Source organism: Gardnerella sp. c10Ua_31, from assembly GCF_055700915.1.
This window is the reverse complement of record NZ_JANUYG010000001.1, coordinates 584,523-606,617: the sequence shown is the minus strand read 5'-3', so window position 1 is coordinate 606,617 and position 22,095 is coordinate 584,523. Positions and strand designations below refer to the sequence as shown.

The window sequence follows — 22,095 nt, the reverse complement described above, 5'->3', positions numbered from 1 at the left end:
GTTATAAACCTGAAAGGACAGCAAGATGGCACATAAGAAGGGTGCGTCCAGCTCGCGCAACGGTCGCGATTCGCAGGCGCAATATCTTGGCGTTAAGAAGTTCGGTGGAGAAGCTGTTGTGGCTGGAAACATTATTGTTCGCCAGCGCGGCACCAAGTTCCATGCAGGACAGAACGTTGCTTTGGGCAAGGATCACACGCTGTATGCTTTGGTAGACGGCAATGTGAAGTTTGGTATTCGTCGCGATCGCAAGGTTGTTGACGTAGTTACCGCCTGAGTAACTCATTAATCTTCTAGCCGCACCCCGTTCGGTGCGGCTTTTTTGTTTTCGCAAAGCTGGCGAGTATTGAGCATCAAGTAAGGTAAAAGTTATGAGCGATTTTGTAGATCGAGTAACAGTACATGTTAAAGGCGGCGACGGCGGCGACGGTTCCGCAGGCGTGCGTAGAGAAAAATACAAGCCACTTGCGGGTCCAAATGGCGGCAATGGTGGCAATGGCGGAAGCGTTATATTCGTAGCCGATCGCAATGCAAATAGCTTGCTTGATTACCGATTTATGCCTCATCGCGTAGCGCAGAATGGCACAATGGGCTTGGGAGATACAAAAGACGGCTCCAAAGGAGAAGATCTTATACTCCCAGTGCCAGTTGGAACCGTGATTTTTGAGGCGAAGGGCGCATCGGGCGCGCAAAAAAGGCCAGGCAACGTTTTGGTGGATTTGCAACACGTAGGAGACACTTTCGTAGTCGCAGCAGGAGGCGCAGGCGGTCTTGGAAACGCCGCTCTTGCAAACAAGGTGCGTCGCGCTCCAGGATTTGCGCTGCTTGGAGAGCCTGGCGAAGAGCGAGACGTAATCCTAGAGTTAAAGTCAATCGCAGACGTGGCACTAGTTGGATTCCCGTCTGCAGGAAAGTCAAGTCTTGTAGCATCAATTAGTGCTGCAAAGCCAAAAATCGCAGATTACCCGTTTACAACGCTTGTTCCAAATCTTGGTGTAGTCAGCTTTGGTGAATATCGCTACACAATCGCAGATGTGCCAGGGCTTATTCCAGGTGCTTCCGAAGGAAAGGGCTTGGGGTTAGAGTTTTTGCGTCATATTGAGCGCACGGAAATAATCGCCCACGTAATCGACTGTGCAACGTTGGAGCCAAATCGCGACCCAATCAGCGATTATAATGCGCTGGAACACGAGCTTTCGCAATACGCAAACAAGCTTGATTTGCCGCTTGGAGCGATTCCGATTCCCGAGCGTCCGCGAATTATTGTGCTCAACAAGATTGATGTGCCAGAAGCAAAAGAGTTGGCAGAATTTGTGCGAAGCGACTTTGAAAAAATGGGCTTGCCAGTTTTTGAGATTTCTACTGCATCTCACGAAGGCTTGAAAGATCTTGGTTTTGCGCTTGGAAAGATGGTGGCTAGTATGCGCGAAAAGCTTGCCGAGCAAGAGGCAGCGCGCGAAGAAGAGCGAGTTGTTATTCAGCCGCTTGAGCAGCCAGCATTAAGACGCAGGCGCGACGATGGCCGCGGAAGTGCTAGCGACTTTACAATCGAGCGCGAAGAAGACAAAAATGGCGACTTTTGGTTTACTGTTACAGGCGCTAAGCCAGAGCGTTGGGTTGTGCAAACAAACTTCGACAACGACGAGGCAGTGGGCTATTTGGCGGATCGCTTAGCGAAACTTGGTGTAGAAGACGAGTTGCGCAAGAAGGGTGCGCGGCCAGGAGACGAGATTAGGATTGGCCGCGGCAATCGCATGGTTTGCTTTGACTGGGATCCAAGCATTGCAGCAGGTGCGGAAGGTTTGGACGGCGCAAGCCTTGGTGCGCGCGGAAAAGACTTGCGACTTGAGGCAAATGATCCGCGTGGTGCAAGGCGCACTAATGCGGAGCGCCGCCGCGATTACCACACTATGATGGACGCAAAGAGCGCTGTGCGAGATGCGATGATGGCAGAACGCAAGCAAGGTCATTGGGCGGATCCATCGGTAGATGACGATAAACACGATGAGCAGAGCCTATTTGGGCGTGGTGAGTAGATGGTTAATAAAGCAATTGAGCCTACCGAAAACGGGGTTCGGCGTTCAATTAGCAATGCGCGCACAATAGTCGTAAAAGTGGGGTCTAGCTCGCTAACGGCGCAAAATGGCCATTTAGATGTGCAAAAACTGCGCTCGCTAGTAGACGCCATTAGTCGCGCGCAAATTAACGGCGCGCATGTTGTGCTTGTGTCTTCTGGCGCAATCGCAGCAGGATTCGGGCTGCTCGGCTTTGATTCTAGGCCAAAAGACGTTCCAACGCAGCAAGCTACGGCTTCGGTTGGTCAGGGTTTGCTTATGGCGCAATACGAGCAAGCTTTTGCAAAATATGGCCTAAAAGTTGGTCAAATGCTGCTAACAGCAGACGTTACTATTTCGCCGTCTCGCTATCGCAATGCTCAACGTACAATGCTTAGGCTGCTGGAATTAGGCGTTGTGCCAATCGTAAACGAAAACGATGCTTTGTCTAGTAACGAAATACGTTTTGGAGATAACGATAGGCTGGCGGCGCTTGTTGCAAACATTGTTCGCGCAGATGCGCTGGTTCTTTTAACAGACGTAGACGCGCTTTACACGGCTCCGCCCAGTGAGCCAGGTGCTAAGCGAATTGGCTTTGTTGCAGATGTTACGCGCGCGCTAGACGATATTAAAGTTGGCGAAAGCGGATCGGGCGTTGGTACAGGCGGAATGGTAACCAAGATGGATGCGGCGCATATTGCTGCTGTTTCTGGAATTCCAACGCTTTTGACGTGTGCGAGTAGCGCGGAGAGTGCGCTAGCTGGCGATTCGGTTGGAACCGTTTTTGCGCCACTAAACTCGCGCGCGTCTTCTAGAAGACTTTGGATTGGTTTTGCGTCTAATCCGCATGGTGCGATTATTGTAGATTCTGGTGCTGCTGCAGCCGTTTGCGCAGGGCGAGCAAGCCTGTTGGCTGCTGGAATTGTGGGAGTTACTGGCGATTTTTGTGCGAGCGACCCAGTGTGGATTGATGATGAGCATGGAAACCACTTAGCCAAAGGGCTAGTTGCATTTGATTCAGACGAGATACCGCAGGTAATGGGTCTTACTACGGACGATTTAGAGGCCACTTTGGGGCGGCAATACGCGCATCCTGTGGTGCATCGCGATAATCTTGTGCTTTTATAGCGTTTGCTGCGATTTGCGCGCCAACCTGCCGGAGCGCTTAAAGCGTAGCGCGCGAAGGCAATTTGGCGCGCTGAGCTTGCTTAAGGTTGAAAGCACAGTGTGCTTTCAACGCAAGCGAAGACGTGAGCGCGGCTAATCCGCGCGAACGACGACCTGCCTTGTAGTGCGATTGTACCTGATTTACGGCGTGTCGTCATACAATCGCACTACAAAAAACGCACAAAATATTGAACAAAAAGTAACATAAACAACAAAAAGCGGAAATAGTTGGCGCATTAAGCAGCTCGAAGTTGTCAATTTTCCCGCGTTTGTTTCCCAAATCGGCTAGTACGTAAACAAATGTGGGCAAAAAGAAACAAAATCGTGAAATAACGTGTAATGGCTAAACTGTAAGTATGGCAGAAAATATCGCAGCAAATATGGCAGAAAATGCATCGCAAATCGCAGAAGGTTCGCAACAAATCGCAGCAAATACATCAAACTCCCAATGGCGCTCTATGAGCAATCGCATTAACAAAGTGGCGCCAAGCGCAACGCTTGCTGTAGATGGCAAAGCGAAAGCGATGAAAGCCGCAGGAATCGACGTTATTAGCTTCGGCGCAGGTGAACCTGATTTTCCAACGCCGCTCTATATTGTGGAAGCCGCAGCCGCCGCATGCAAAGACCCAAAAAACTACAAGTATACGGCTACGGCTGGCCTTCCAGAGTTACGCGAGGCGATTGCGCGCAAAGTTAAGCGCGATTCTGGCTACGATGTTTCCCCAAATCAAGTTGTTGTAACGAATGGCGGCAAACAGGCTGTTTACGAAGCATGCCAGATTTTGCTAAACGACGGCGACGAAGTTATAATCCCAGCGCCATATTGGACAAGCTATCCAGAGGCGGTAAAACTTGCAGGCGGCGTACCAGTGGCGGTTATGTCTGGCGCGGATCGCGGTTTTGAGCCAGATATTGAGGCGATTGAGGCGGCTCGCACACCGCGCACGCGTGCGATTATTGTAACTTCGCCTTCTAATCCAACAGGCGCTATTTGGAGCGCGCAAACGATTCGCGCGATTGGCGAATGGGCTGTAAAACACCACATTTGGGTGCTTTCCGACGAGATTTACGAGCACTTGCATTACGACGGCGTAAAAACTTCGTACATTGGCGTGGAAGTGCCAGAAGTGCGCGACCAGCTGCTTGTTTTGAATGGCGTTGCAAAAACTTACGCAATGCCAGGTTGGCGTGTTGGTTGGATGGTTGTGCCGCTTGAGGCCGCAAAAGCCGCGATTAAGCTTCAAAGCCACATGACGTCTAACGTTTCTAATATTTCGCAGCGCGCAGCTCTTGCAGCAGTTGGCGGGCCATTAGACGAAGTTGCAAAAATGCGTGATTCCTTCGACGCTCGTCGCAAGGCGATTGTGCAAGCGTTAAACAGCATGAAAGGCGTAACTTGCCCTCTTTCGCACGGCGCTTTCTATGCGTTTGCAAATGTTGAGGCGCTGCTTAATCGCCCGTTGGGCAAGGATTCTAAGATTCCAGGCACATCGTCTGCGCTTGCGCAAATGCTTCTTGACGAAGCGCATGTTGCTGCTGTTCCTGGCGAGGCTTTTGGCGCGCCTGGCTACTTGCGATTCTCGTGCGCTTTGGCGGATAGTCAACTTGCAGAGGGCATGAGGCGCATGAAGCAGTGGATTGAAGGCGGAAGCGCGTTTTAAGCGTTGCAGCGCGTCTTCACTAGGCGGCAGCGCGTTTTCACGCGGAAAAGTCGCCAGCAACCGCGCATTTAGCGACACTCGCTAATCATAATAAAAACCCTTAAATCTTGCCCTTCCGCTATCATGAATATTCGGCGGTTTTGCCAAGTCAATCTTTTTAAGGTATGATTAGCAAGTTCACCTAGGGATGTGGCGCAATTGGTAGCGCAACGGTCTCCAAAACCGTAGGTTGTGGGTTCGAGTCCCGCCGTCCCTGCCAGTTTTATTGTTAACAATTTTCAAACGAAGGATTCAAGCATGGCCAAGGCAAAAGAGAAGAAGCCAAATTTGTTCATGCGTATTGGCATGTTCATTAAGCAAACTATTGACGAAACGCGCAAAGTCGTAGCTCCACACGGCAAAGAGTTGTTTGCTTGGTCAGCTTCCGTGTTTATTTTTGTTATTTTCTTGATGGTTTTTGTCACTGTTATGGACTTCGGTTTAGGAAAGTCCGTTATGTGGCTGTTTGGCTGATTTAGACGAATTTTGAGGGTGTGCAAATATGACTGACGAGTTGAATCTCGAAAATGTTGAATCCGTAGATAATTCTGTAGAGAATCTAGATAATCTTGCGAATTTAGACGCATCTGCCGATGCGGTGGAGGCGCATGAGCAGGCTGATTCTACGGCTGCTGGCGATTTGCCAGCGGAAAATAACGCTGATTCTGCCGACAATTCTGCTGATTCCACCGATTCCGCCGACTCTGCAGACGTAGACCCTACAGACGCTGGCGCAGCCGCTGTTGCCGAATTCTCCAAGACTTTGCGAACTCTTGAAGGCAAGTGGTATGTTCTTCACACCTACTCTGGCTACGAGAAGCGCGTTAAAACTAACGTTGAATCTCGCGTTCAAAGCTTTGGTTTGGAAGACAAGATTTTCCAGATTGAAGTTCCAATGGAAGAAGTCGAAAAGCACACAGACAAGGGCAAGAAGGTTATTACGCGCGTGCGCGTTCCAGGATATGTGCTTATTCGCATGTGGCCAGACGAGAATGCTCGCCGCATTGTGCGCGAGACCGAAGGTGTTACTGGTTTTGTTGGCCCGTCTAAGGAGCCAGCGCCTCTTAGCCGCAAGGAAGTTATTGATATGATGGCTCCTATGATTGCGTCTGAGGCGTTGAAGAAGGCTGGAGATAAGCCAGCAGCAGCTCGTAAGCGTACTGTTGAGGTTGCTTACAAGGTTGGAGATCAAGTTACAGTTACCGACGGCCCATTTGCAACTATGGCTGCCGTTGTTTCGGACGTAGATCCTACAACGCAAAAGCTTACGGTTCTTGTTTCTATCTTTGGCAGAGAGACTCCTGTGGAGCTTGGCTTTGACCAGGTAGAGCCTATTGTTTGATAGCTATTTCTTTGATAGCTGTTGTTTAATAGGTTTAGTCTGTTTAGGCGATTTTAATAGATTTTAAGGGATTTAATTCTCGATGAATTTTATCTTTTTAGACTCGGTTGATTCTACGCAAAATATTGCGCGAAAAGAGCTTATTGATTGCGATTTTGAAAGCTCTTCAATCTTGAATCCGCTTGTTTGTGCGATTATTGCAAACAATCAAAGCGCTGGCAGAGGTCGTCTTGGTCGCAAGTGGGTTAGCGAATCGGGGCAAAGCTTTCTAGCGTCTTATGGTGCTGTTTTGCCAAAAAGCGTTGTTATGGATTCAAAATACAACGGTTGGCTGCCTATGATTGCAGGACTTTGCGCAAGAGACGCGTTGATTGGCGCGCTTAAAGATGTTGGTGCGCGCAAAATCGCAGAAGCCAGCGAAGTTGGCGAAATTAGCGAAATCGGCGAAGTCGAAAGTAAAATTTGCGATTTTGGTCAAGAAATAAAAATCAAGTGGCCAAATGACATTTTTATTGGCGATTGCAAAGAAGGCGGAATTTTAACCGAAATCGCAGCACTTGCAAATCATGACTCTTTACAACAAAATATTGGTGTGATTTTTGGAATCGGCCTTAATCTTAATGTGTCTAAAAGCAATCTTCCAATCGAAAAAGCAACATCTTTACAAATGCATTACGCGAATCTTCCAGACGCTATGGAGTTAAGGGATATTATTGCTAAGCGTTTAGCGAAAAACTTAAACAATAGACTCGCGAGTTTTGTGCAAAATCCTGCGCAAAACGCATTGTGCTTGCGTAAGGAAGTTAGCGCAGTTTGCTGGACTCTTGGGCGCAAAGTTAGCGTGTATGCGCCAGAAGTTAATAGCGAGTTAAACAACAGCGAATGCGTTAAAGGCATTGCTCAGAGCGTTACTGATGATGCTTCGCTTTTGATTCTTAAAGACTCGGGAGAATCTGCGATTGTGCACACGGGCGATGTTCACGCGCTTAGTGTTTGATACAAACGTGGGCGCGACAACCTACCTGAGCGCGCTGTAACGCGCGAACGGTTTTCCTCGCCTAGTGTTGTAGGAGGGCTGGGTGTTTCTTGTCTCACAACGCTCCGCCTCTTGCGTGTTGTCTGCTGTTGCGGTTGTTCCGATTTGGCTTTGATTTTCTGTTTTTGGTTTAAGTTTGTTTGTATGTGTGTGTCATTGGGTTGTCTAATATCGGCTGCCGCTCTTATACTGTTCGACCAAGAATCACCCAGCCCTCTTACGTGCTTGAACAATTACGTATTGCTTAATCGCCTGAGATTCTCGATTTTTCTTGCTGCTTCAGCGAATCACCATTTCATGCTGAGGTTCGCTTCATCCGCTGCGAAAAATCTCGAATCTCTACCTAGCTTGCGCGACGACCTGCCTGAGCGCTTGAAGCGTAGCGCGCGAAGGCAATTTGGCGCGCTGAGCTTGCTCAAAGTTGAAAGCACAGTGTGCTTTCAACGCAGGCGAAGACGTTAGCGCGTTTAGACCGCGCTAACGACATGACCTGCCTGAGCGCGAAAATGAGTCAAAGTGATCTTGCTTTTGATACAAAAAAGACCGCAGTCTCGTCACTGCGGCCTTAGAATAGTTAGCGCGTTACGCTTGAGATTAATCACGCATCACGCATCACGCATCACGCATTGGTGTTGTGCTTAAACGCGCCATACAATCCTGCGCAAGCAGCGCTAGCGATTGCAGCTTTAATAATATCGCCCACAATAAAGCCAGTAGAAGCCACGGCGATTGCCCAAACAGGCAAGTGCATCATAAGCGATTGGCCTACAAAACCAAATGCGTAAATCACAAGAGAACCAACAACAGACGCTGCAAAATACGCGCCAAATCGTGCAAATTTCTTAGCAACAGAATCCTCTGGCATAGCAGCATTAACAACACCTTCGAGAGCAGACTTTACAAGCGCAATCGCAGCCACGCCGAATACGAATCCAACAAGAAATCCAACGCTAGGACCTGCAAAAGCCACAACGCCACTCTTTCCGCCTGCAAACACTGGCATTCCAGCAGCACCAATCGCAAGGTACATAAGCACAGAGCTAACGGCTTGGCGCCAAGTCAAAGTAAGACCTGCCAAAGCCAAAACCAAAGTTTGCAAAGTTACAGGAACAGGAGTTCCAGGAATTGGCAATGCGCCAGCCATAGTGGCAGCGCTAATAAGAACAGTAAACAAAAATGCCTTAGCAAATGGAACAGCTAAACGATTAATGTCAAATGCCTTAGATGCAACTGCATTAGAGTTTGCGCCAGAGTTTGATTCAAAATTAGCCACGATATCCTTCTTTCGTATTGTTTTTCGTTGCTGAATCAAACATTAGACAAGAATCGGGCAGCGCGCGTTGGAGAAGTTTACAAAAAATCGCATAATGTTTTGTTCAAATTCACGGATACTATAAGCCAAATTTCATATAACTTGTAACATATGGTTACGAATATCAAAAAAATACTTGTGGCAAATCGCGGCGAAATCGCGCTTAGAGTGATTCGCACTGCCCAAGAAATGGGAATCCCAACTGTGGCTATTTATGCGGCATCCGACCGTCAAGCACAGTATGTTGAGATGGCAGACGAAGCGTACGCGCTTTCCGGAGACACGTACAGAGACACTTATTTAAACGAAGACGCGATTATAGACATTTTGCATAAAAGCGGAGCGGATGCTGTGCACCCAGGCTACGGATTTTTATCGGAAGTAGCGAGTTTTGCGCAAAAGGTGATTGATGCTGGCGCTGTGTGGATTGGTCCGAAGCCAGAAGCGCTTATTGATTTAGGGGATAAAATAACCGCGCGGCGCGTGGCAACTCGCGCTAAAGTGCCGCCCGTTCCAGGAATCTCGGAGCCAGTAAAAGACATTCGAGAATTGCTGACTTTTGCGCAAACACACGGCTACCCAGTTATGATGAAGCGCACGGATGGCGGCGGCGGCCGCGGAATAACCGTTGTGCAAAACGATGATGAGCTTCGCGGATTCTACATGAACCACGACGCTTTGCAAGGCGGCGACCTTGACGAGTACTTTATTGAGCGTTTTATAGACAAGGCCAGGCATGTGGAAACGCAAGTTGGCCGCGATTCACATGGAAACTTCACCATATATTCCACGCGCGATTGCTCGGTGCAGCGCCGAAACCAAAAGTTGGTTGAGGAAGCACCAGCACCATTCCTTACCGATGATGAGAATGCGCAGCTTCACCGATATTCTCGTAACCTATTTGAAGCTGTTGACTACGTTGGTTTGGGCACGTGCGAATATATGGTGACTTCTCAACACAAAGTTTACTTCTTGGAAGTGAACCCACGATTGCAAGTTGAGCACACAGTTAGTGAGGAAGTTAGCGGACTAGATCTTGTGCGCGAACAGCTTATGATTGCCGACGGCGGCGAGCTTACGCAAAATCACCCTTCGCGCGGACACAGTTTTGAACTTAGAATCACTTCGGAAGATCCAGCAACGAATCTTACGCCTAGTGCAGGCACGCTAACAAAAATAGAATGGCCATCGGGCCCTGGAATTCGCGTGGATTCTGGCGTAGAAGTTGGAGATAGCGTGTCTCCAAAATTCGACTCCATGATGGGCAAGCTTATTGTTACGGCGCAAAATCGCGATGCGGCAATTGCTCGCGTAAGGCGTGCGCTTAAGGAGCTTTGCATTGAGGGCGTGCCTACTCCTGCTAAGCTTTTTGAGCAAATTTTTAACGACCCTGATTTTACGGCTCAAGATCACGATTTTGATATTTCTACAAAATGGCTTGAACGCAAGTATTTGAACCGTACTGCTGCAGCGGCAAATGGCGGACAGCCTGCTTCTTTGTATTCCAATAAGGCTGGTGAAGACGCGCAAAATAAGCCGACCAAAATGGAGTCTTTTGTAATAGAAGTAGACAATAAGCGCGTAAAACTTACTATTCCGCAAGACATTGTAGACAATCTTACTGGTTCTGCACGAGTTAGAAGCACGGTTCGCGCATCGCAGCCGCTTAGAGGGCGAGGATTAAGGGGAGATACTCATAAGTCGGAAACACCTAAGGACGCTCCTGGCGTGATTTCTGCTCCAATGCAAGCTGTGATTACGCGTGTAAACGTTGCGGAAGGTCAGAGCGTAGCCAAAGGTGATTTACTTGCTGTTCTTGAATCCATGAAAATGGAAAACTACGTTTACGCACCTGCAGCTGGCGTAGTTACTGGCATTTTTGTTGGGCCTGGAGATGGTGTAGAAGCAGGCGAAAAGCTTGTAACAATTGACGTGACTAAAGGCGGTAGTGCAAAATGAGTGCGCTTACTAAAGATGATACGCAAGTTGCAAAAGATGTTAATAAAAGCGCTGCACAAGTTAATAAAGACACGCAAAATGCGCAAGACGCTCAGCCAACGCAGCCTACGCAGCCTCAGCGCGGAAAAGCAGCCGTAGAACACGCGGCTCGCCTTGCAAGAGACGCCGAGCAGAAGGCTTTAGAACGCCAGCATGCAAAGGGAAAATCCACTGCAAGAGAGCGCTTGGATTTGCTTTTTGACACAGGCACGTTTGAAGAAATCGGCCGCTTTAATGGCGGAGATATAAATAACGATGTTGCAGGATGCGCTGTAATCACTGGCTTTGGCGAAGTGTACGGCAAAAAAGTGGCAGTTTATGCTCAAGATTTTTCCGTTCGCGGCGGCACGCTTGGACGCGCTGAAGGCCAGAAAATTTGCCATCTTTTAGACATGGCGTTGCAACTTGCGGTTCCTGTTGTTGCGCTAATCGACTCGGGCGGCGCTCGCATTCAAGAAGGCGTTAACGCGCTTACGCAATATGGCAGAATCTTCAAAAAAACTTGTGAAGCAAGCGGTTTAATTCCGCAAATTTCCTTGATTTTAGGACCTTGTGCTGGTGGCGCAGTTTATTGCCCTGCTCTTACGGATTTTATAATCATGACTCGCGAGCATTCCAACATGTTTGTAACTGGTCCAGATGTTGTTAAGGCTGCTACAGGCGAGTCGATTAGCATGGACGATTTGGGCGGTGGATATGTGCATAACTCCACTTCGGGCGTTGCTCACTATTTGGGCGAAGACGAGGCGGACGCCATTGACTACGCGCGCACGATCCTTGCTTATTTGCCGCAAAATTGCAATCAAAATCCGCCAACATTCGCATACGCTGCCACTCGCGCAGACAGAGAAACCGCTAAGCAGCTTGCGACTATTGTTCCGAGCAATGATCGCCAGCCGTACGACGTTTTAGACGTTATTCGCGCAATCGTAGATTATGGCGAATTTGTGCAAGTTCAGGAGCTTTATGCTGCATCCGCGGTTGTTGGTTTTGCTTGCATAGACGGGCATCCTGTTGGAATAGTGGCAAATCAGCCTAAGGTAAACGCGGGAATTTTAGACGTTAATTCTTCCGAAAAAGTAGCGCGATTTGTGCGATTGTGCGACGCGTTTAATCTTCCTGTTGTAACTCTTGTAGACACTCCTGGATACAAGCCAGGATCGGACCAGGAGCATGCTGGAATTATTCGCAGAGGCGCAAAAGTGATTTACGCGTACGCAAACGCGCAAGTTCCGCTTGTTACCGTGATTTTACGCAAGGCTTTTGGTGGAGCATACATTGTAATGGGCTCAAAGTCTATGGGCGCAGACTTTAACTACGCTTGGCCTACCAGCCAGATAGCGGTTTTGGGCGCTCAAGGAGCTGTGAACATTATTCATCGCAAGGATTTGCAAAAAGCAAAAGAGCGCGGTCAAGATGTTGACGCTTTAAGAAAAAAGCTTGTTGAGAATTACGAAAATACCACTGTAAACGCGAATCTTTCGCTGGAAACTGGCCAGATTGACGCAATGATAGATCCGGAGCAAACAAGAGATGTTATTGCTAATTCTTTGAAGATTTTAAGAAGTAAAAAACGTGTTTCGAGAACGGGGAAGCATCATGGAAACCAGCCAATGTGATTTAAGAATGATTTGAGACGATTTGCGGATGATTTTAGATGATTTGAGCCGCGCGGATTAATCGCAAGCAGCCGCCACGCGCGACTAGCAACAAGTCACAAATAATCCGAAAGTCACAAATAATCCAAAACACAAATCTTAAAAATAAAACGTAAACCCACAAACAAAGGAAAATAAAATGACAAAATACTTATTTGATGAGCTTGCACAAAATCCACATATTTTATCTTTTGCAGGGCAATCCACGCCGTGGGTTCAAGCGTTAAAAGAAGCGCAAAAAGACGAAGATTTAAGCGCGCAACTACGCGATTACAATAACAGCGCAAAAAATCTTTTGAACAATATATATGCGCAACTTTTAGCAAACGCAGGAAAAGACATAAACGTATTCGACGCTTTAGAATCCACAAATGATCGCACGCAAGACGCGCAAATAAGCGTTCCAGGAATCGCATTGGCGCAGCTTGCAGCTGTTAGTGATTTTACAAATCTTGGGTACAATTTTGAAGTTTGCAAGCCAATCGCAAGTCTTGGTCATTCTCAAGGCGTGATTGCTGCAAAAATGGTAGAAGCGCGATTAGAGGCTGGCTCTTGGCAGGCAGCGCAAGGCAAAATCGCGGAACTTTTGGCGATTGCATACATAATCGGAGCGGCTGCAGATCGCGAAGCGCGGCTTTTGGAAATAAGCGGAAACGGCTCTGCAACTCCAATGCTTTCGTTAAAAGGCGTAACTCAAAAACAGGCAGAAGTTTTGATTTCGCGCGTGGATCGTAAGCGTGCCGAAGTTTCGATAGCAGTTAAAAATTCGCGAAATCACATGGTGTTATCTGGCTATCCGCAAGACATGGAGGCCGTTTTAAGCGAAGCGCAAAAAGAAGCGACCCATTCTAAAAAATTACGAGATATGAAGCAGCGCGGCGGATCGGTTTTTGCGCCAATCGCAGAGTATTTAGATGTTACAGTGCCATTCCATTCGCCAATGATGAGCAAAGCTGTAGATAACGCTGAAAAATGGGCAAAAGAAGCTGGGTTAAATGCCGATCTTACTAGAAGTCTTGCAAATCAAGTTTTAGTAGAGCAAGTGGATTGGGCAAGTCAAATCAAAAAAACTTTGGCAAATCTGGGCGAATCTGCTAAAGATTTGTGGGTAATCGACATGGGTCCTGGAGAAGTGCTTGGAAAGCTTACAAGTGTGCTGGTTCAGGGAAGTGGCGCTGGAATCGTAGAAGCTGGAACAATGGTCTCTCGCGCTAATGCGTCTACACTGGACGCTTCTTCCGCAAATTCTTTGCGCACGGGATGCTGGGCGGATTTTGCACCACGCGTAGTAGAAACGCCATTGGGGCGCAAAGTAGTTACAAAGTTTAGCCAGCTAACAGGCAAAGCTCCTGTTCTTCTTGCAGGCATGACTCCAACAACCGTAGACCCGCAAATCGTTGCAGCTGCTGCAAACGCGGGGTACTGGGCAGAGCTTGCAGGCGGTGGCCAAGTAACAGAAGAAGTGTTTAACAAGCACGTGGAAATGCTCCAAAATCAGCTAAAAGAGGGAGCAACTGTAGAATTCAACGCAATGTTTATGGACCGCTATTTGTGGAATTTGCAATTTGGCGCCAAGCGCATAGTTCCAAAAAAGCGCGCTTCGGGAGCGCCAATCGACGGAGTTGTAATATCTGCAGGAATCCCAGAGCTAGACGAAGCGAAGGAACTTGTTAAAACTCTTCAAGAAGACGGATTCCCGTATGTTGCTTTTAAGCCAGGAACAGTAGATCAGATTCGTCAAGTTATTCGCATTGCAAAAGCTGTTAAGCCAGCAACGATTATTGCGCAAGTAGAAGGCGGATCTGCAGGTGGACACCACTCTTGGGAGTCGCTAGATGATTTGCTTATTAGCACTTATGCTCAAGCGCGCGAATGCAATAATTTGGTGCTTGTAGCAGGTGGCGGAATTGGCACTCCTTCGCGCGCTGCCGACTACATTAGTGGCGAATGGTCCAATAAGTACGATTTGCCAAATATGCCTGTGGATGCCGTAATGATTGGCACAGCAGCAATGACGGCAAAGGAAGCGCACACAAGTCCGCAAGTTAAGCGCATGTTGGTGGAGACGCCTGGAATCACAGAAGCAAATGATGCATGCGTGGAAGGTCTTGGCGCAAGTGAAGATCCGTTTGCTCCGATTGGCGAGCGCTGGGTGCCGTCTGGAAAGGTTGTTGGCGGAGTAACAAGCGGATTAAGCCATTTGCACGCAGATATTTACGAGATTGAAAATGCGTCTGCGCGTTGTGGAAGGCTTCTTGTTCACATGATGAAGCATCCAGAAGAGCTTGAATTACGCAAAGACAAGGTTATTGCTGCTCTTAACACAACAGCAAAGCCATATTTTGGCAATGTTGAAAGCATGACATACAAGCAATTTGCACAACGATTCCTAGACTTATGCTACCCGTGGGCGGATTCCACATACGCGGATCGCTATGCTCATTTGCTTAAGCGAATCGAAGCGCGTTTTACGTTGCAAGATTCTGGCGAATTTGAGTCAAGCTTGCCTTCTGCTAAAAGCATTTTTGAAAATCCTCAAGAAGCTTTGAATAATCTTATTGAAAAGTTCTCAGATGCAGCGCAAACAAACGTTATTCCAATGGATGCCGCATGGTTCCCAACTTTGGTGCGCGAATACCCTAAGCCAATGCCGTTTGTGCCAGTAATCGACAACGATTTGCTTCGCTGGTGGGGTCAGGATCAGCTTTGGCAGTCGGAAGATTCGCGATACTCGGCAGATGCTGTTCGCGTAATTCCAGGGCCGATTTCTGTTGCTGGAATAACAACAATGGACGAGCCGATTGCGAATATTTTGGGAAGATTTGAAGATGCGGTTATAAAACGTTCGGCTGCTGGCGATTCTAGAGTTTCTCTTGCGCAAAGCGCGTTTAGCCAAAGCGCGTTTAGCCAAATCGCGTGCGCAAAAAACGTTGAAGAATACGTGCGCGCATGCCCGAATATATCTTGGATTGGTCACCTAACTTCTAATCCTGCTTACAAAACGCAAAATGATAGCGAAAACTACGTTATAAGCGTTGTTAGTGAAGAAGATAGCGTAATTAAGCTTGATTTAGACATTAAATTAGACACATTCTGGGATAATTTAAGCGGAAATGATTCAAGCGCTAACGATTCAAGCAAGAATGAGAACAGCAATAAGAATCACGCTGTGCGAAACATTGTGATTCCGCTTATTGTAGACGCAAATCGCGCAGGAGGCGTGCCAGTAGTAGATAGAGAGCGCTTGCCAAAGCACGTTTATAAGATGCTTGCAGCTACAGCAGGCATTGGAAATGTTGCGATTACGGGAGATGCTTTAAGCGAAATGCCTAAAGTTGATGTAAGCGAGCAAAGTGAAGAATCGCCATTTGGCGTAGTAAAATCTTCGTACACGCTTTCTAGAAATCTTGGAATCGATCACGAATCTTCTACAGCTGGGCGACTTTCTGGCGGTCTTCAAGCGTCTAAAATCGTGCCAGACGCGCTAGTTGGTCCTGCTTGGCCAACAATTTATTCTGCTTTGGGATCTGTAATGGTAAATGGGTACCCAGTAATCGAAGGCTTGCTTAACGCGGTTCATTTAGATCACTTAATAGAGTTAGACGTTTCAAATAGCGATTTGAACAAGCATGTGGGCGAGCGCGTAAACCTTGTTGGTTGGGCGCAAAGCGCGCAAGAGTCTGCTTCTGGACGCGTTGTTACGATTAACGTTGTTCATTTTGCGCAAGACGGAACGCGTTTAGCTCACGAAACAGAGCGATTTGCGATTCGCGGACGCAGCTACAGTTCAGCGTTGCCAAAGCCTGCTGCACAATACGGAGCTGCCGCGGATTTGCACGGATATGATGTGGATGCAACTCCTAGAAGAATGCTTAGAAGAGTTGTTGTGAGCGCGCCTAAAGACATGACGGCGTTTGCGCGCACTTCTGGCGATTTTAACCCAATTCACACTTCTTACAGAGGCGCTGCAATATCTGGGCTTAAAGCGCCGCTTGTGCACGGAATGTGGCTTTCGGCGGCAGCTCAGCACGTTGCGCAAGCCTTGGATGAAAAAGGCGCGCGCTACGAGTTGATTGGCTGGACGTACAACATGTACGGCATGGTGCAGCTTAACGATAAGGTTGAGATAACTGTTGAGCGCGTAGGAAAAGTTCGACGTGCAGGACTTGCGCTAGAAGTAACATGCCGCGTAAATGGGCAAGTTGTGTCTAAGGCCAGCGCTCTTACAAGCTCGCCGCGCGCCGCCTTTGTATACCCGGGTCAGGGTATTCAAAAGCAAGGTATGTCGCTAGATGAGCGCGCAAAATCGCCAGCTGTGCGCGAAACTTGGCAGCGCGCCGATAAGCTTACTCGCGAAAAGCTCGGATTCTCAATTCTTGCTGTTGTTCGAGATAATCCTAAGGAGCTAACAGCAAATGGCGTAACGTATCGTCACCCAGAAGGCTTGCTTAACTTAACGCAATTTACGCAAGTTGCGCTCGCTACTGTTGCTTTTGCACAAACTGCTCGCTTGCGTGAAGCTGGATGCGATATTTGGCCTGCCTACTTTGCTGGCCATTCGCTTGGTGAATACAATGCGCTAAGCTCTTTCGCTCAAATTATTCCGCTAGAAACCGTGTTGGAGCTCGTGTTTCACCGCGGATCTACAATGCATCATTTGATTGAGCGAGATGCGCAAGGCCGATCCAACTATAGAATGGGAGCTTTGCGTCCAAACCAGTTTGGCGTAGGAGACGATGGCGTAAACGCGTATGTTGAAGGAATCTCTAAGCAAACTGGCGAATTCTTGCAAATCGTAAACTACAATTTGGCAGGTCAGCAGTATGCGATTGCAGGAACAATAAAAGGTCTTAAAGCTTTGGCCGAAGATTCCGCTAAGCGTGCTAAAGAATATGGTGGAAAGCCGCCGTTTATTTTGGTTCCAGGAATTGACGTGCCATTCCATTCTAAGCTGCTTAGAAAAGGTGTGCCAGAGTTCCGCGATAAGCTGGATTCGCTTCTTCCAAAGCATATTGATTACTCTGTGCTTGTTGGACGCTACATTCCAAACTTGGTTGCATGTCCGTTTGAGCTTACGCGCGAATTTGCGCAAAAGATTCTAGACGTTGTTCCTTCAAAGCGAATTGAAGCAGCTTTGCAAGATGATGCAACTTGGGATTCTTATGCCGCTGATGAGCAAAAACTCGGCAGATTGCTTCTTACGGAGCTTCTTTCTTGGCAGTTTGCTTCCCCTGTTCGTTGGATTGAAACGCAAGCGCTTATGTTCTCTAGCGAATCTTGCGGCGGATTGGGCGTAGAAGAATATGTTGAAGTTGGTTTAGCGAATGCTCCAACTTTGGCAAATCTTGGTACAAAAACGCTTGCATTGCCAGAGTTTAGTAGTCAGCGTGTTGCTGTTTATAACGTTGGGCGAGACGAGAGTCGTGTTTATAAAACAGACACAGATTCGCTTGTGCCAGAAGTTTTTGAAGACGATGAAAGCGCGGTTAATGACGCGTCGGTTGCTGGCGATTCTTCCCAAGCTGCTGCGCAAAAGTCGCAAGCAACCGCAACGGCAAGTGCTGCATCTGCTTCTGCATCTACTCAAATAAATGCAAATAATAATGCAAATAATAATGCAAATAATTCTGTACAAAATGCATCAAATGCAGTGCCAAATGTGCCATCTGGCTCTGTTGCAGATATTGCGTTTAAGGCGTCGGATGCTATTGAAATGCTGATTGCATACAGTGCTAAGATTCGCGCTGACCAAATTGGCGCTGCCGACACAACGGATACGCTAACAAACGGCGTATCTTCTAGGCGAAACCAGCTTTTAATGGACATAAGCTCCGAGCTTGGCGTGCCTAGCGTGGACGGTGCTGCAGAAGCTCCAATGAGCGCTCTTAGCAAGCTAGTAAACTCCGCTGCTCCTCGCTACAAGGCTTTTGGTGCCGTTCTTAGCGACATTGTAAGGCAAAGTTTAAGGTCGCTTTTTGGCGCAGCTGGTGTAAAGCCTGCTCAAGTAGATAAGCGCATTACGGAAGTCTATAAGCTTGGCGAAGGCTGGCGCGCGCACGTTTTGGCGGCTCTTGTTTTGCAAACGCGATTTGGCGCAAGCGTTCGCGGAGGCGATTTGGCGCAGCTCTCTACGCAGCCAGCAAAGAACGCTTCTGCAGCTCAAGCGTTGATTGATTCTGCGATTAATCAAGTTGCTAAACAGCACGGAATTACTCTTGCTCAGCCAGGTTCTGCAGGCTCTGGCGCTGCAGGCGGCGCGGTTGTTGATTCTGCGGCGCTTGACGCTTTTGCTCAACAGGTTGTTGGCGCGGATGGAGTTTTGGCTGCTACTGCTAAGTTTGTGCTAGCAAAGCTTGGTGTTGAAGAGCCTAAAGTGCAAGATGAAGCGGATGAAAATGCGGCTGTTGTTGCAGCTGTAGAAGCTGAGCTTGGAGCAGATTGGCCAAAGCAAGTAGAGCCTCGATTCGATGAGCGCAAGGCGATTCTTTTCGACGATCGATGGGCTAGCGCTCGCGAAGATTTGGCGCGTATCTACTACAATTCTGGGTATGATTCTTGCGCGAATAATTCCGAAGATCTTAAGCAAGTTAGCGAAATTTTGAACCGCTACGGTAGCTTTGTTGGATTAGGGAGCGCAACTGCTCGCGAAGCTGAGTGGTTTGCTAAAAAGAGCAAAGGCAGCAATTACACGGTATTGTCTTCTATTTTTGAGCAAGTTGCAAAAGATGCGCTAAAGTCTACTGGCGATTTGCCAAAGTCGCGTAATCATGAGCATTATGGAGACGATTCGCAAATCTTCTCCAATTGCTTTGAAGGAGATGTTGCTGTTGTAACAGGCGTTGCGCCAAATTCGATTGCAGCACGAGTTGTGACTGGTCTTCTAGAAGGCGGAGCTACGGTTATTGCCACTTCTCACAGCTTTAAGCCGAGTGTAAAAAAGTGGGCTAAAGAAGCTTACAGACTTCACGCAACAGCTTCAGCTAAATTGTGGCTTGTTCCAGCAAACTTGTCTAGTTACCGAGATGTTGACGCTCTTGTAAAGTGGGTTGGCACAGTTTCTAAGAAGGTTAGCGGAGCAACAACCACCATTTTGAAGCCTGCTTACAATCCAACTCTATTCTTCCCATTTGCAGCTCCGCCAGTTAGTGGAACTTTGGCGGATTCTGGTGCGCTTTTTGAATCGCAATCCAGGCTTATGCTTTGGGGTGTTGAGCGCGCAATCGCAGGATTTGCGCAAATCGGAGCAGACACAGATGTAAAGCATTGTATGCACGTTGTGTTGCCAGGATCGCCTAATCGCGGTATTTTTGGCGGCGACGGAGCTTATGGCGAAGTCAAGAGCGCATTTGACGCCATTGTGAACCGCGCGCATGCAGAAAAAGTGTGGTCGAATCGCGTAACTTTTGCTCATCCAAAGATCGGCTGGGTGCGCGGAACTGGCTTAATGGGAGGCAATGATCCTCTTGTGGAAGCTGTTGAAAGTCGTGGCTTAAAAACCTTTACAACAAGCCAGATGGCGAATCTTTTGCTCGATTTGTGCACTAAAGATGCGCGTAATCTTGCTGCAAAAGCGCCTCTAGACGTTGATTTAACAGGTGGATTAGGCTCGGAGCCGCTTGACTTGAACGAGCTTAAAGCTCAAGCTTTGCAAGAGAATAGTCGTAAGCAGGCTAATCAGAATGCTGCAAACGATTCTGAAGTCAAGTCTGAAGTCAAGTCTCTAAATAAGGCGCTTCCATCTCCAAATATTCCAACTCAAGCAAGCGTTAACTTGGAAGATTGGAAGAACGTAACAGCAAAGCCGCAAGACCAAATCGTTATAGTTTCTGTTGGAGAGATTGGTCCGTGGGGCTCTGGTCGTACGCGCTTTAGTGCCGAGCAGTCAATTCAAGATAACGGAACGGTTTCGCTTTGTGCAGGAGCTGTTTTGGAATTGGCTTGGAGCATGGGATTGCTCACTTGGCAAGACTCGCCAAAGCCGGGATGGTATGATGCGGAAGGCACGCTTGTGCCAGAAGAAGACATTGCAGAAAAGTATCGCGACGAAGTAGTGGCTCGCTCGGGAATTAGGCCGTTTGAAACTGGCATGGGCGGCGACTACAAAGACGGAGCAAACGAAGAAGAAGCCGAAATCTTCTTAGACCACGATGTATCTTTCAACGTTGCTACAGAGCAAATTGCGCGCGAATACGTGGCGCTAGACGAAGAGCACACCGAGATTTCTAGCGACCAAGAGTCGGGAGAGTGGATTGTTACACGTAAAGCTGGATCCATGATTCGCGTGCCAAGGCGAGCAGCCATGACGCGCACTGTTGGTGGGCAATTGCCTAAGGGCTTCGACCCATTAAAGTGGGGTATTCCGGCTTCGATGGTTGGAAGCGTAGACCCGATTGCGCTTTGGAACATAGTCTCTACTGTTGACGCGTACATTTGCGCAGGATTTACGCCTTCGGAAATTTTGCAAGCTGTGCATCCGTCTCTTGTTGCATCAACACAAGGTACTGGATTTGGCGGAATGACGTCTATGCGAAAGCTGTATTTGGATAGATTCCTAAATCACGAAATTCCTACAGACGTGCTTCAAGAAGCATTGCCAAATGTTGTTGCAGCTCACGTAATGCAAACGTACATTGGCGGATATGGAAACATGATTCAGCCAGTTTCGGCATGTGCAACTGCTGCAGTTTCGCTAGAAGAAGGCGTTGATAAGATTGCGCTCGGCAAAGCCGACTTTGTTGTAACAGGAGCGATTGACGATATTGGCGTGGAGTCCGTGGTTGGCTTTGGCAATATGAACGCCACTGCAAACAGCAAGGAAATGTACGAAAAGGGCATAAATCCGCGATTCTTCTCGCGTGCAAATGATCGCAGGCGCGGAGGATTCTTGGAAGCGCAAGGCGGCGGCACGATTCTTATTACGCGAGGAGATATTGCGCTTAAGCTTGGCTTGCCTGTTGCTGGCGTAGTTGGATTCATTCACTCATACGCGGATGGTATTCACACTTCAATTCCAGCTCCAGGATTGGGCGCGCTCGCTGCAGGATTGGGCGGCCGCGATTCCAAGCTTGTGCGCGATTTGGCAGCGCTTGGCGTTACTCCAGACGATATTGCTGTTGTTTCTAAGCACGATACGTCTACAAACGCAAACGACCCTAATGAGTCTGAGTTGCACAATACGCTTGCGCACGCGATTGGGCGCACAAGCGGAAATCCGCTATTTGTGATTAGCCAAAAGTCGCTTACTGGCCACGCAAAGGGTGGCGCATGCGTGTTCCAGATTAATGGCTTGACTCAGCTGTTTAGAAGTGGTTGGGTTCCAATCAACGCTTCGCTTGATTGCGTGGATCCTAAGCTTGCGCGCGACGACCACATGGTTTGGTTGCGCAATAGGATTCACATTGGCTCCGTTAAAGCGGCTCTTGCTACATCGCTTGGATTCGGTCATGTTAGCGGATTTGTGGCTCTTGTGCATCCTGGCGCGTTTGAGGCTGCTGTGGCTTCTAGCGCTGGAGTGGATGCGCTTAACGAGTGGCGAACAAAGGCAAATGCGCGCTTGGCTGCAGGCCAGCGACTTTTGCAAGAGGGCATGATGGGCCATGTGCAACTGTTTGAGCCTGTGCAAAATCGCCGTTTGCTTAAAGACGGCACGCGCATGCCAGATGGGTCGCGCTACGATGGTCATGAAGCAGAAAAAGCTATGCTGCTAAACCCAGATGCTCGCTTAGATGCAAGTGGCTATTATTGCTAACGAATTGACTTGCCTTGTAGTGCGATTGTACTGAGTTTACGGCGTGTCATCATACAATCGCACTACAGTTCTGCGTGTTT

The 22,095-nt window shown here is 48.2% G+C and carries 11 protein-coding genes and 1 tRNA gene; 11 read left to right on the top strand and 1 reads right to left on the bottom strand.

The window, feature by feature from the left end; genetic code table 11:
- Positions 1-25: 25 nt before the first annotated feature.
- The 8 genes from rpmA to NYP55_RS02320 all read left to right on the top strand — a co-directional run bounded on the left by rpmA (position 26) and on the right by NYP55_RS02320 (position 7,260).
- Positions 26-277, top strand: coding sequence for a 50S ribosomal protein L27 (rpmA, locus tag NYP55_RS02355; protein WP_004106248.1), 252 nt, complete (start codon positions 26-28; stop codon positions 275-277).
- Positions 278-371: 94 nt separating this feature from the next.
- Positions 372-2,036 (top strand): GTPase ObgE, encoded by a 1,665-nt coding sequence (obgE, locus tag NYP55_RS02350; RefSeq protein ID WP_415696318.1) that lies wholly within the window; start codon positions 372-374, stop codon positions 2,034-2,036.
- Positions 2,037-3,182, top strand: a complete 1,146-nt coding sequence (gene proB / locus NYP55_RS02345; protein ID WP_101896656.1) for a glutamate 5-kinase — start codon at positions 2,037-2,039, stop codon at positions 3,180-3,182.
- Positions 3,183-3,577: 395 nt separating this feature from the next.
- The gene (locus NYP55_RS02340) at positions 3,578-4,882 is read left to right on the top strand and encodes a pyridoxal phosphate-dependent aminotransferase (protein ID WP_472781498.1); all 1,305 of its coding nucleotides are present in this window, start codon (positions 3,578-3,580) and stop codon (positions 4,880-4,882) included.
- Positions 4,883-5,065: 183 nt separating this feature from the next.
- Positions 5,066-5,141, top strand: a tRNA-Trp gene (locus NYP55_RS02335).
- 38 nt (positions 5,142-5,179) lie between these two features.
- Positions 5,180-5,395 carry a preprotein translocase subunit SecE gene (gene secE / locus NYP55_RS02330; RefSeq protein ID WP_004111941.1) on the top strand — a complete coding sequence of 72 codons (216 nt, stop codon included), beginning with the start codon at positions 5,180-5,182 and terminating at the stop codon, positions 5,393-5,395.
- A 28-nt stretch (positions 5,396-5,423) separates the two neighbouring features.
- Positions 5,424-6,263, top strand: a complete 840-nt coding sequence (gene nusG / locus NYP55_RS02325) for a transcription termination/antitermination protein NusG (protein ID WP_004129868.1) — start codon at positions 5,424-5,426, stop codon at positions 6,261-6,263.
- Between the two features lie 82 nt (positions 6,264-6,345).
- On the top strand, positions 6,346-7,260 hold the full coding sequence (locus NYP55_RS02320; RefSeq protein WP_018620067.1) for a biotin--[acetyl-CoA-carboxylase] ligase: 915 nt from the start codon (positions 6,346-6,348) through the stop codon (positions 7,258-7,260).
- 658 nt (positions 7,261-7,918) lie between these two features.
- Here the strand turns inward: NYP55_RS02320 and NYP55_RS02315 are convergent.
- Positions 7,919-8,572 (bottom strand): biotin transporter BioY, encoded by a 654-nt coding sequence (locus tag NYP55_RS02315; RefSeq protein ID WP_004129873.1) that lies wholly within the window; start codon positions 8,570-8,572, stop codon positions 7,919-7,921.
- Positions 8,573-8,722: 150 nt separating this feature from the next.
- On the opposite strand from NYP55_RS02315, the gene NYP55_RS02310 reads away from it, so the two are divergent.
- The 3 genes from NYP55_RS02310 (at position 8,723) to NYP55_RS02300 (ending at position 22,015) form a co-directional block, all read left to right on the top strand.
- Positions 8,723-10,570 carry an ATP-binding protein gene (locus tag NYP55_RS02310; protein ID WP_101889743.1) on the top strand — a complete coding sequence of 616 codons (1,848 nt, stop codon included), beginning with the start codon at positions 8,723-8,725 and terminating at the stop codon, positions 10,568-10,570.
- Positions 10,567-12,228: an acyl-CoA carboxylase subunit beta gene (locus NYP55_RS02305; RefSeq protein ID WP_101889742.1), complete on the top strand. Its 1,662-nt coding sequence runs from the start codon at positions 10,567-10,569 to the stop codon at positions 12,226-12,228. Before NYP55_RS02310 ends, NYP55_RS02305 begins: the two co-directional genes overlap by 4 nt.
- 178 nt (positions 12,229-12,406) lie before the next feature.
- A complete protein-coding gene (locus NYP55_RS02300) occupies positions 12,407-22,015 on the top strand; it encodes a fatty acid synthase subunit beta domain-containing protein (protein WP_472781497.1) in 9,609 nt (3,202 codons plus the stop codon).
- Positions 22,016-22,095 lie beyond the last annotated feature (80 nt).

Excerpts from the sequence above, each read along its gene's own strand:
- rpmA (WP_004106248.1), top strand. The coding sequence starts at position 26 with ATGGCACATAAGAAGGGTGCGTCCAGCTCGCGCAACGGTCGCGATTCG.
- obgE (WP_415696318.1), top strand. The coding sequence starts at position 372 with ATGAGCGATTTTGTAGATCGAGTAACAGTACATGTTAAAGGCGGCGAC.
- proB (WP_101896656.1), top strand. The coding sequence starts at position 2,037 with ATGGTTAATAAAGCAATTGAGCCTACCGAAAACGGGGTTCGGCGTTCA.
- NYP55_RS02340 (WP_472781498.1), top strand. The coding sequence starts at position 3,578 with ATGGCAGAAAATATCGCAGCAAATATGGCAGAAAATGCATCGCAAATC.
- secE (WP_004111941.1), top strand. The coding sequence starts at position 5,180 with ATGGCCAAGGCAAAAGAGAAGAAGCCAAATTTGTTCATGCGTATTGGC.
- nusG (WP_004129868.1), top strand. The coding sequence starts at position 5,424 with ATGACTGACGAGTTGAATCTCGAAAATGTTGAATCCGTAGATAATTCT.
- NYP55_RS02320 (WP_018620067.1), top strand. The coding sequence starts at position 6,346 with ATGAATTTTATCTTTTTAGACTCGGTTGATTCTACGCAAAATATTGCG.
- NYP55_RS02310 (WP_101889743.1), top strand. The coding sequence starts at position 8,723 with ATGGTTACGAATATCAAAAAAATACTTGTGGCAAATCGCGGCGAAATC.
- NYP55_RS02305 (WP_101889742.1), top strand. The coding sequence starts at position 10,567 with ATGAGTGCGCTTACTAAAGATGATACGCAAGTTGCAAAAGATGTTAAT.
- NYP55_RS02300 (WP_472781497.1), top strand. The coding sequence starts at position 12,407 with ATGACAAAATACTTATTTGATGAGCTTGCACAAAATCCACATATTTTA.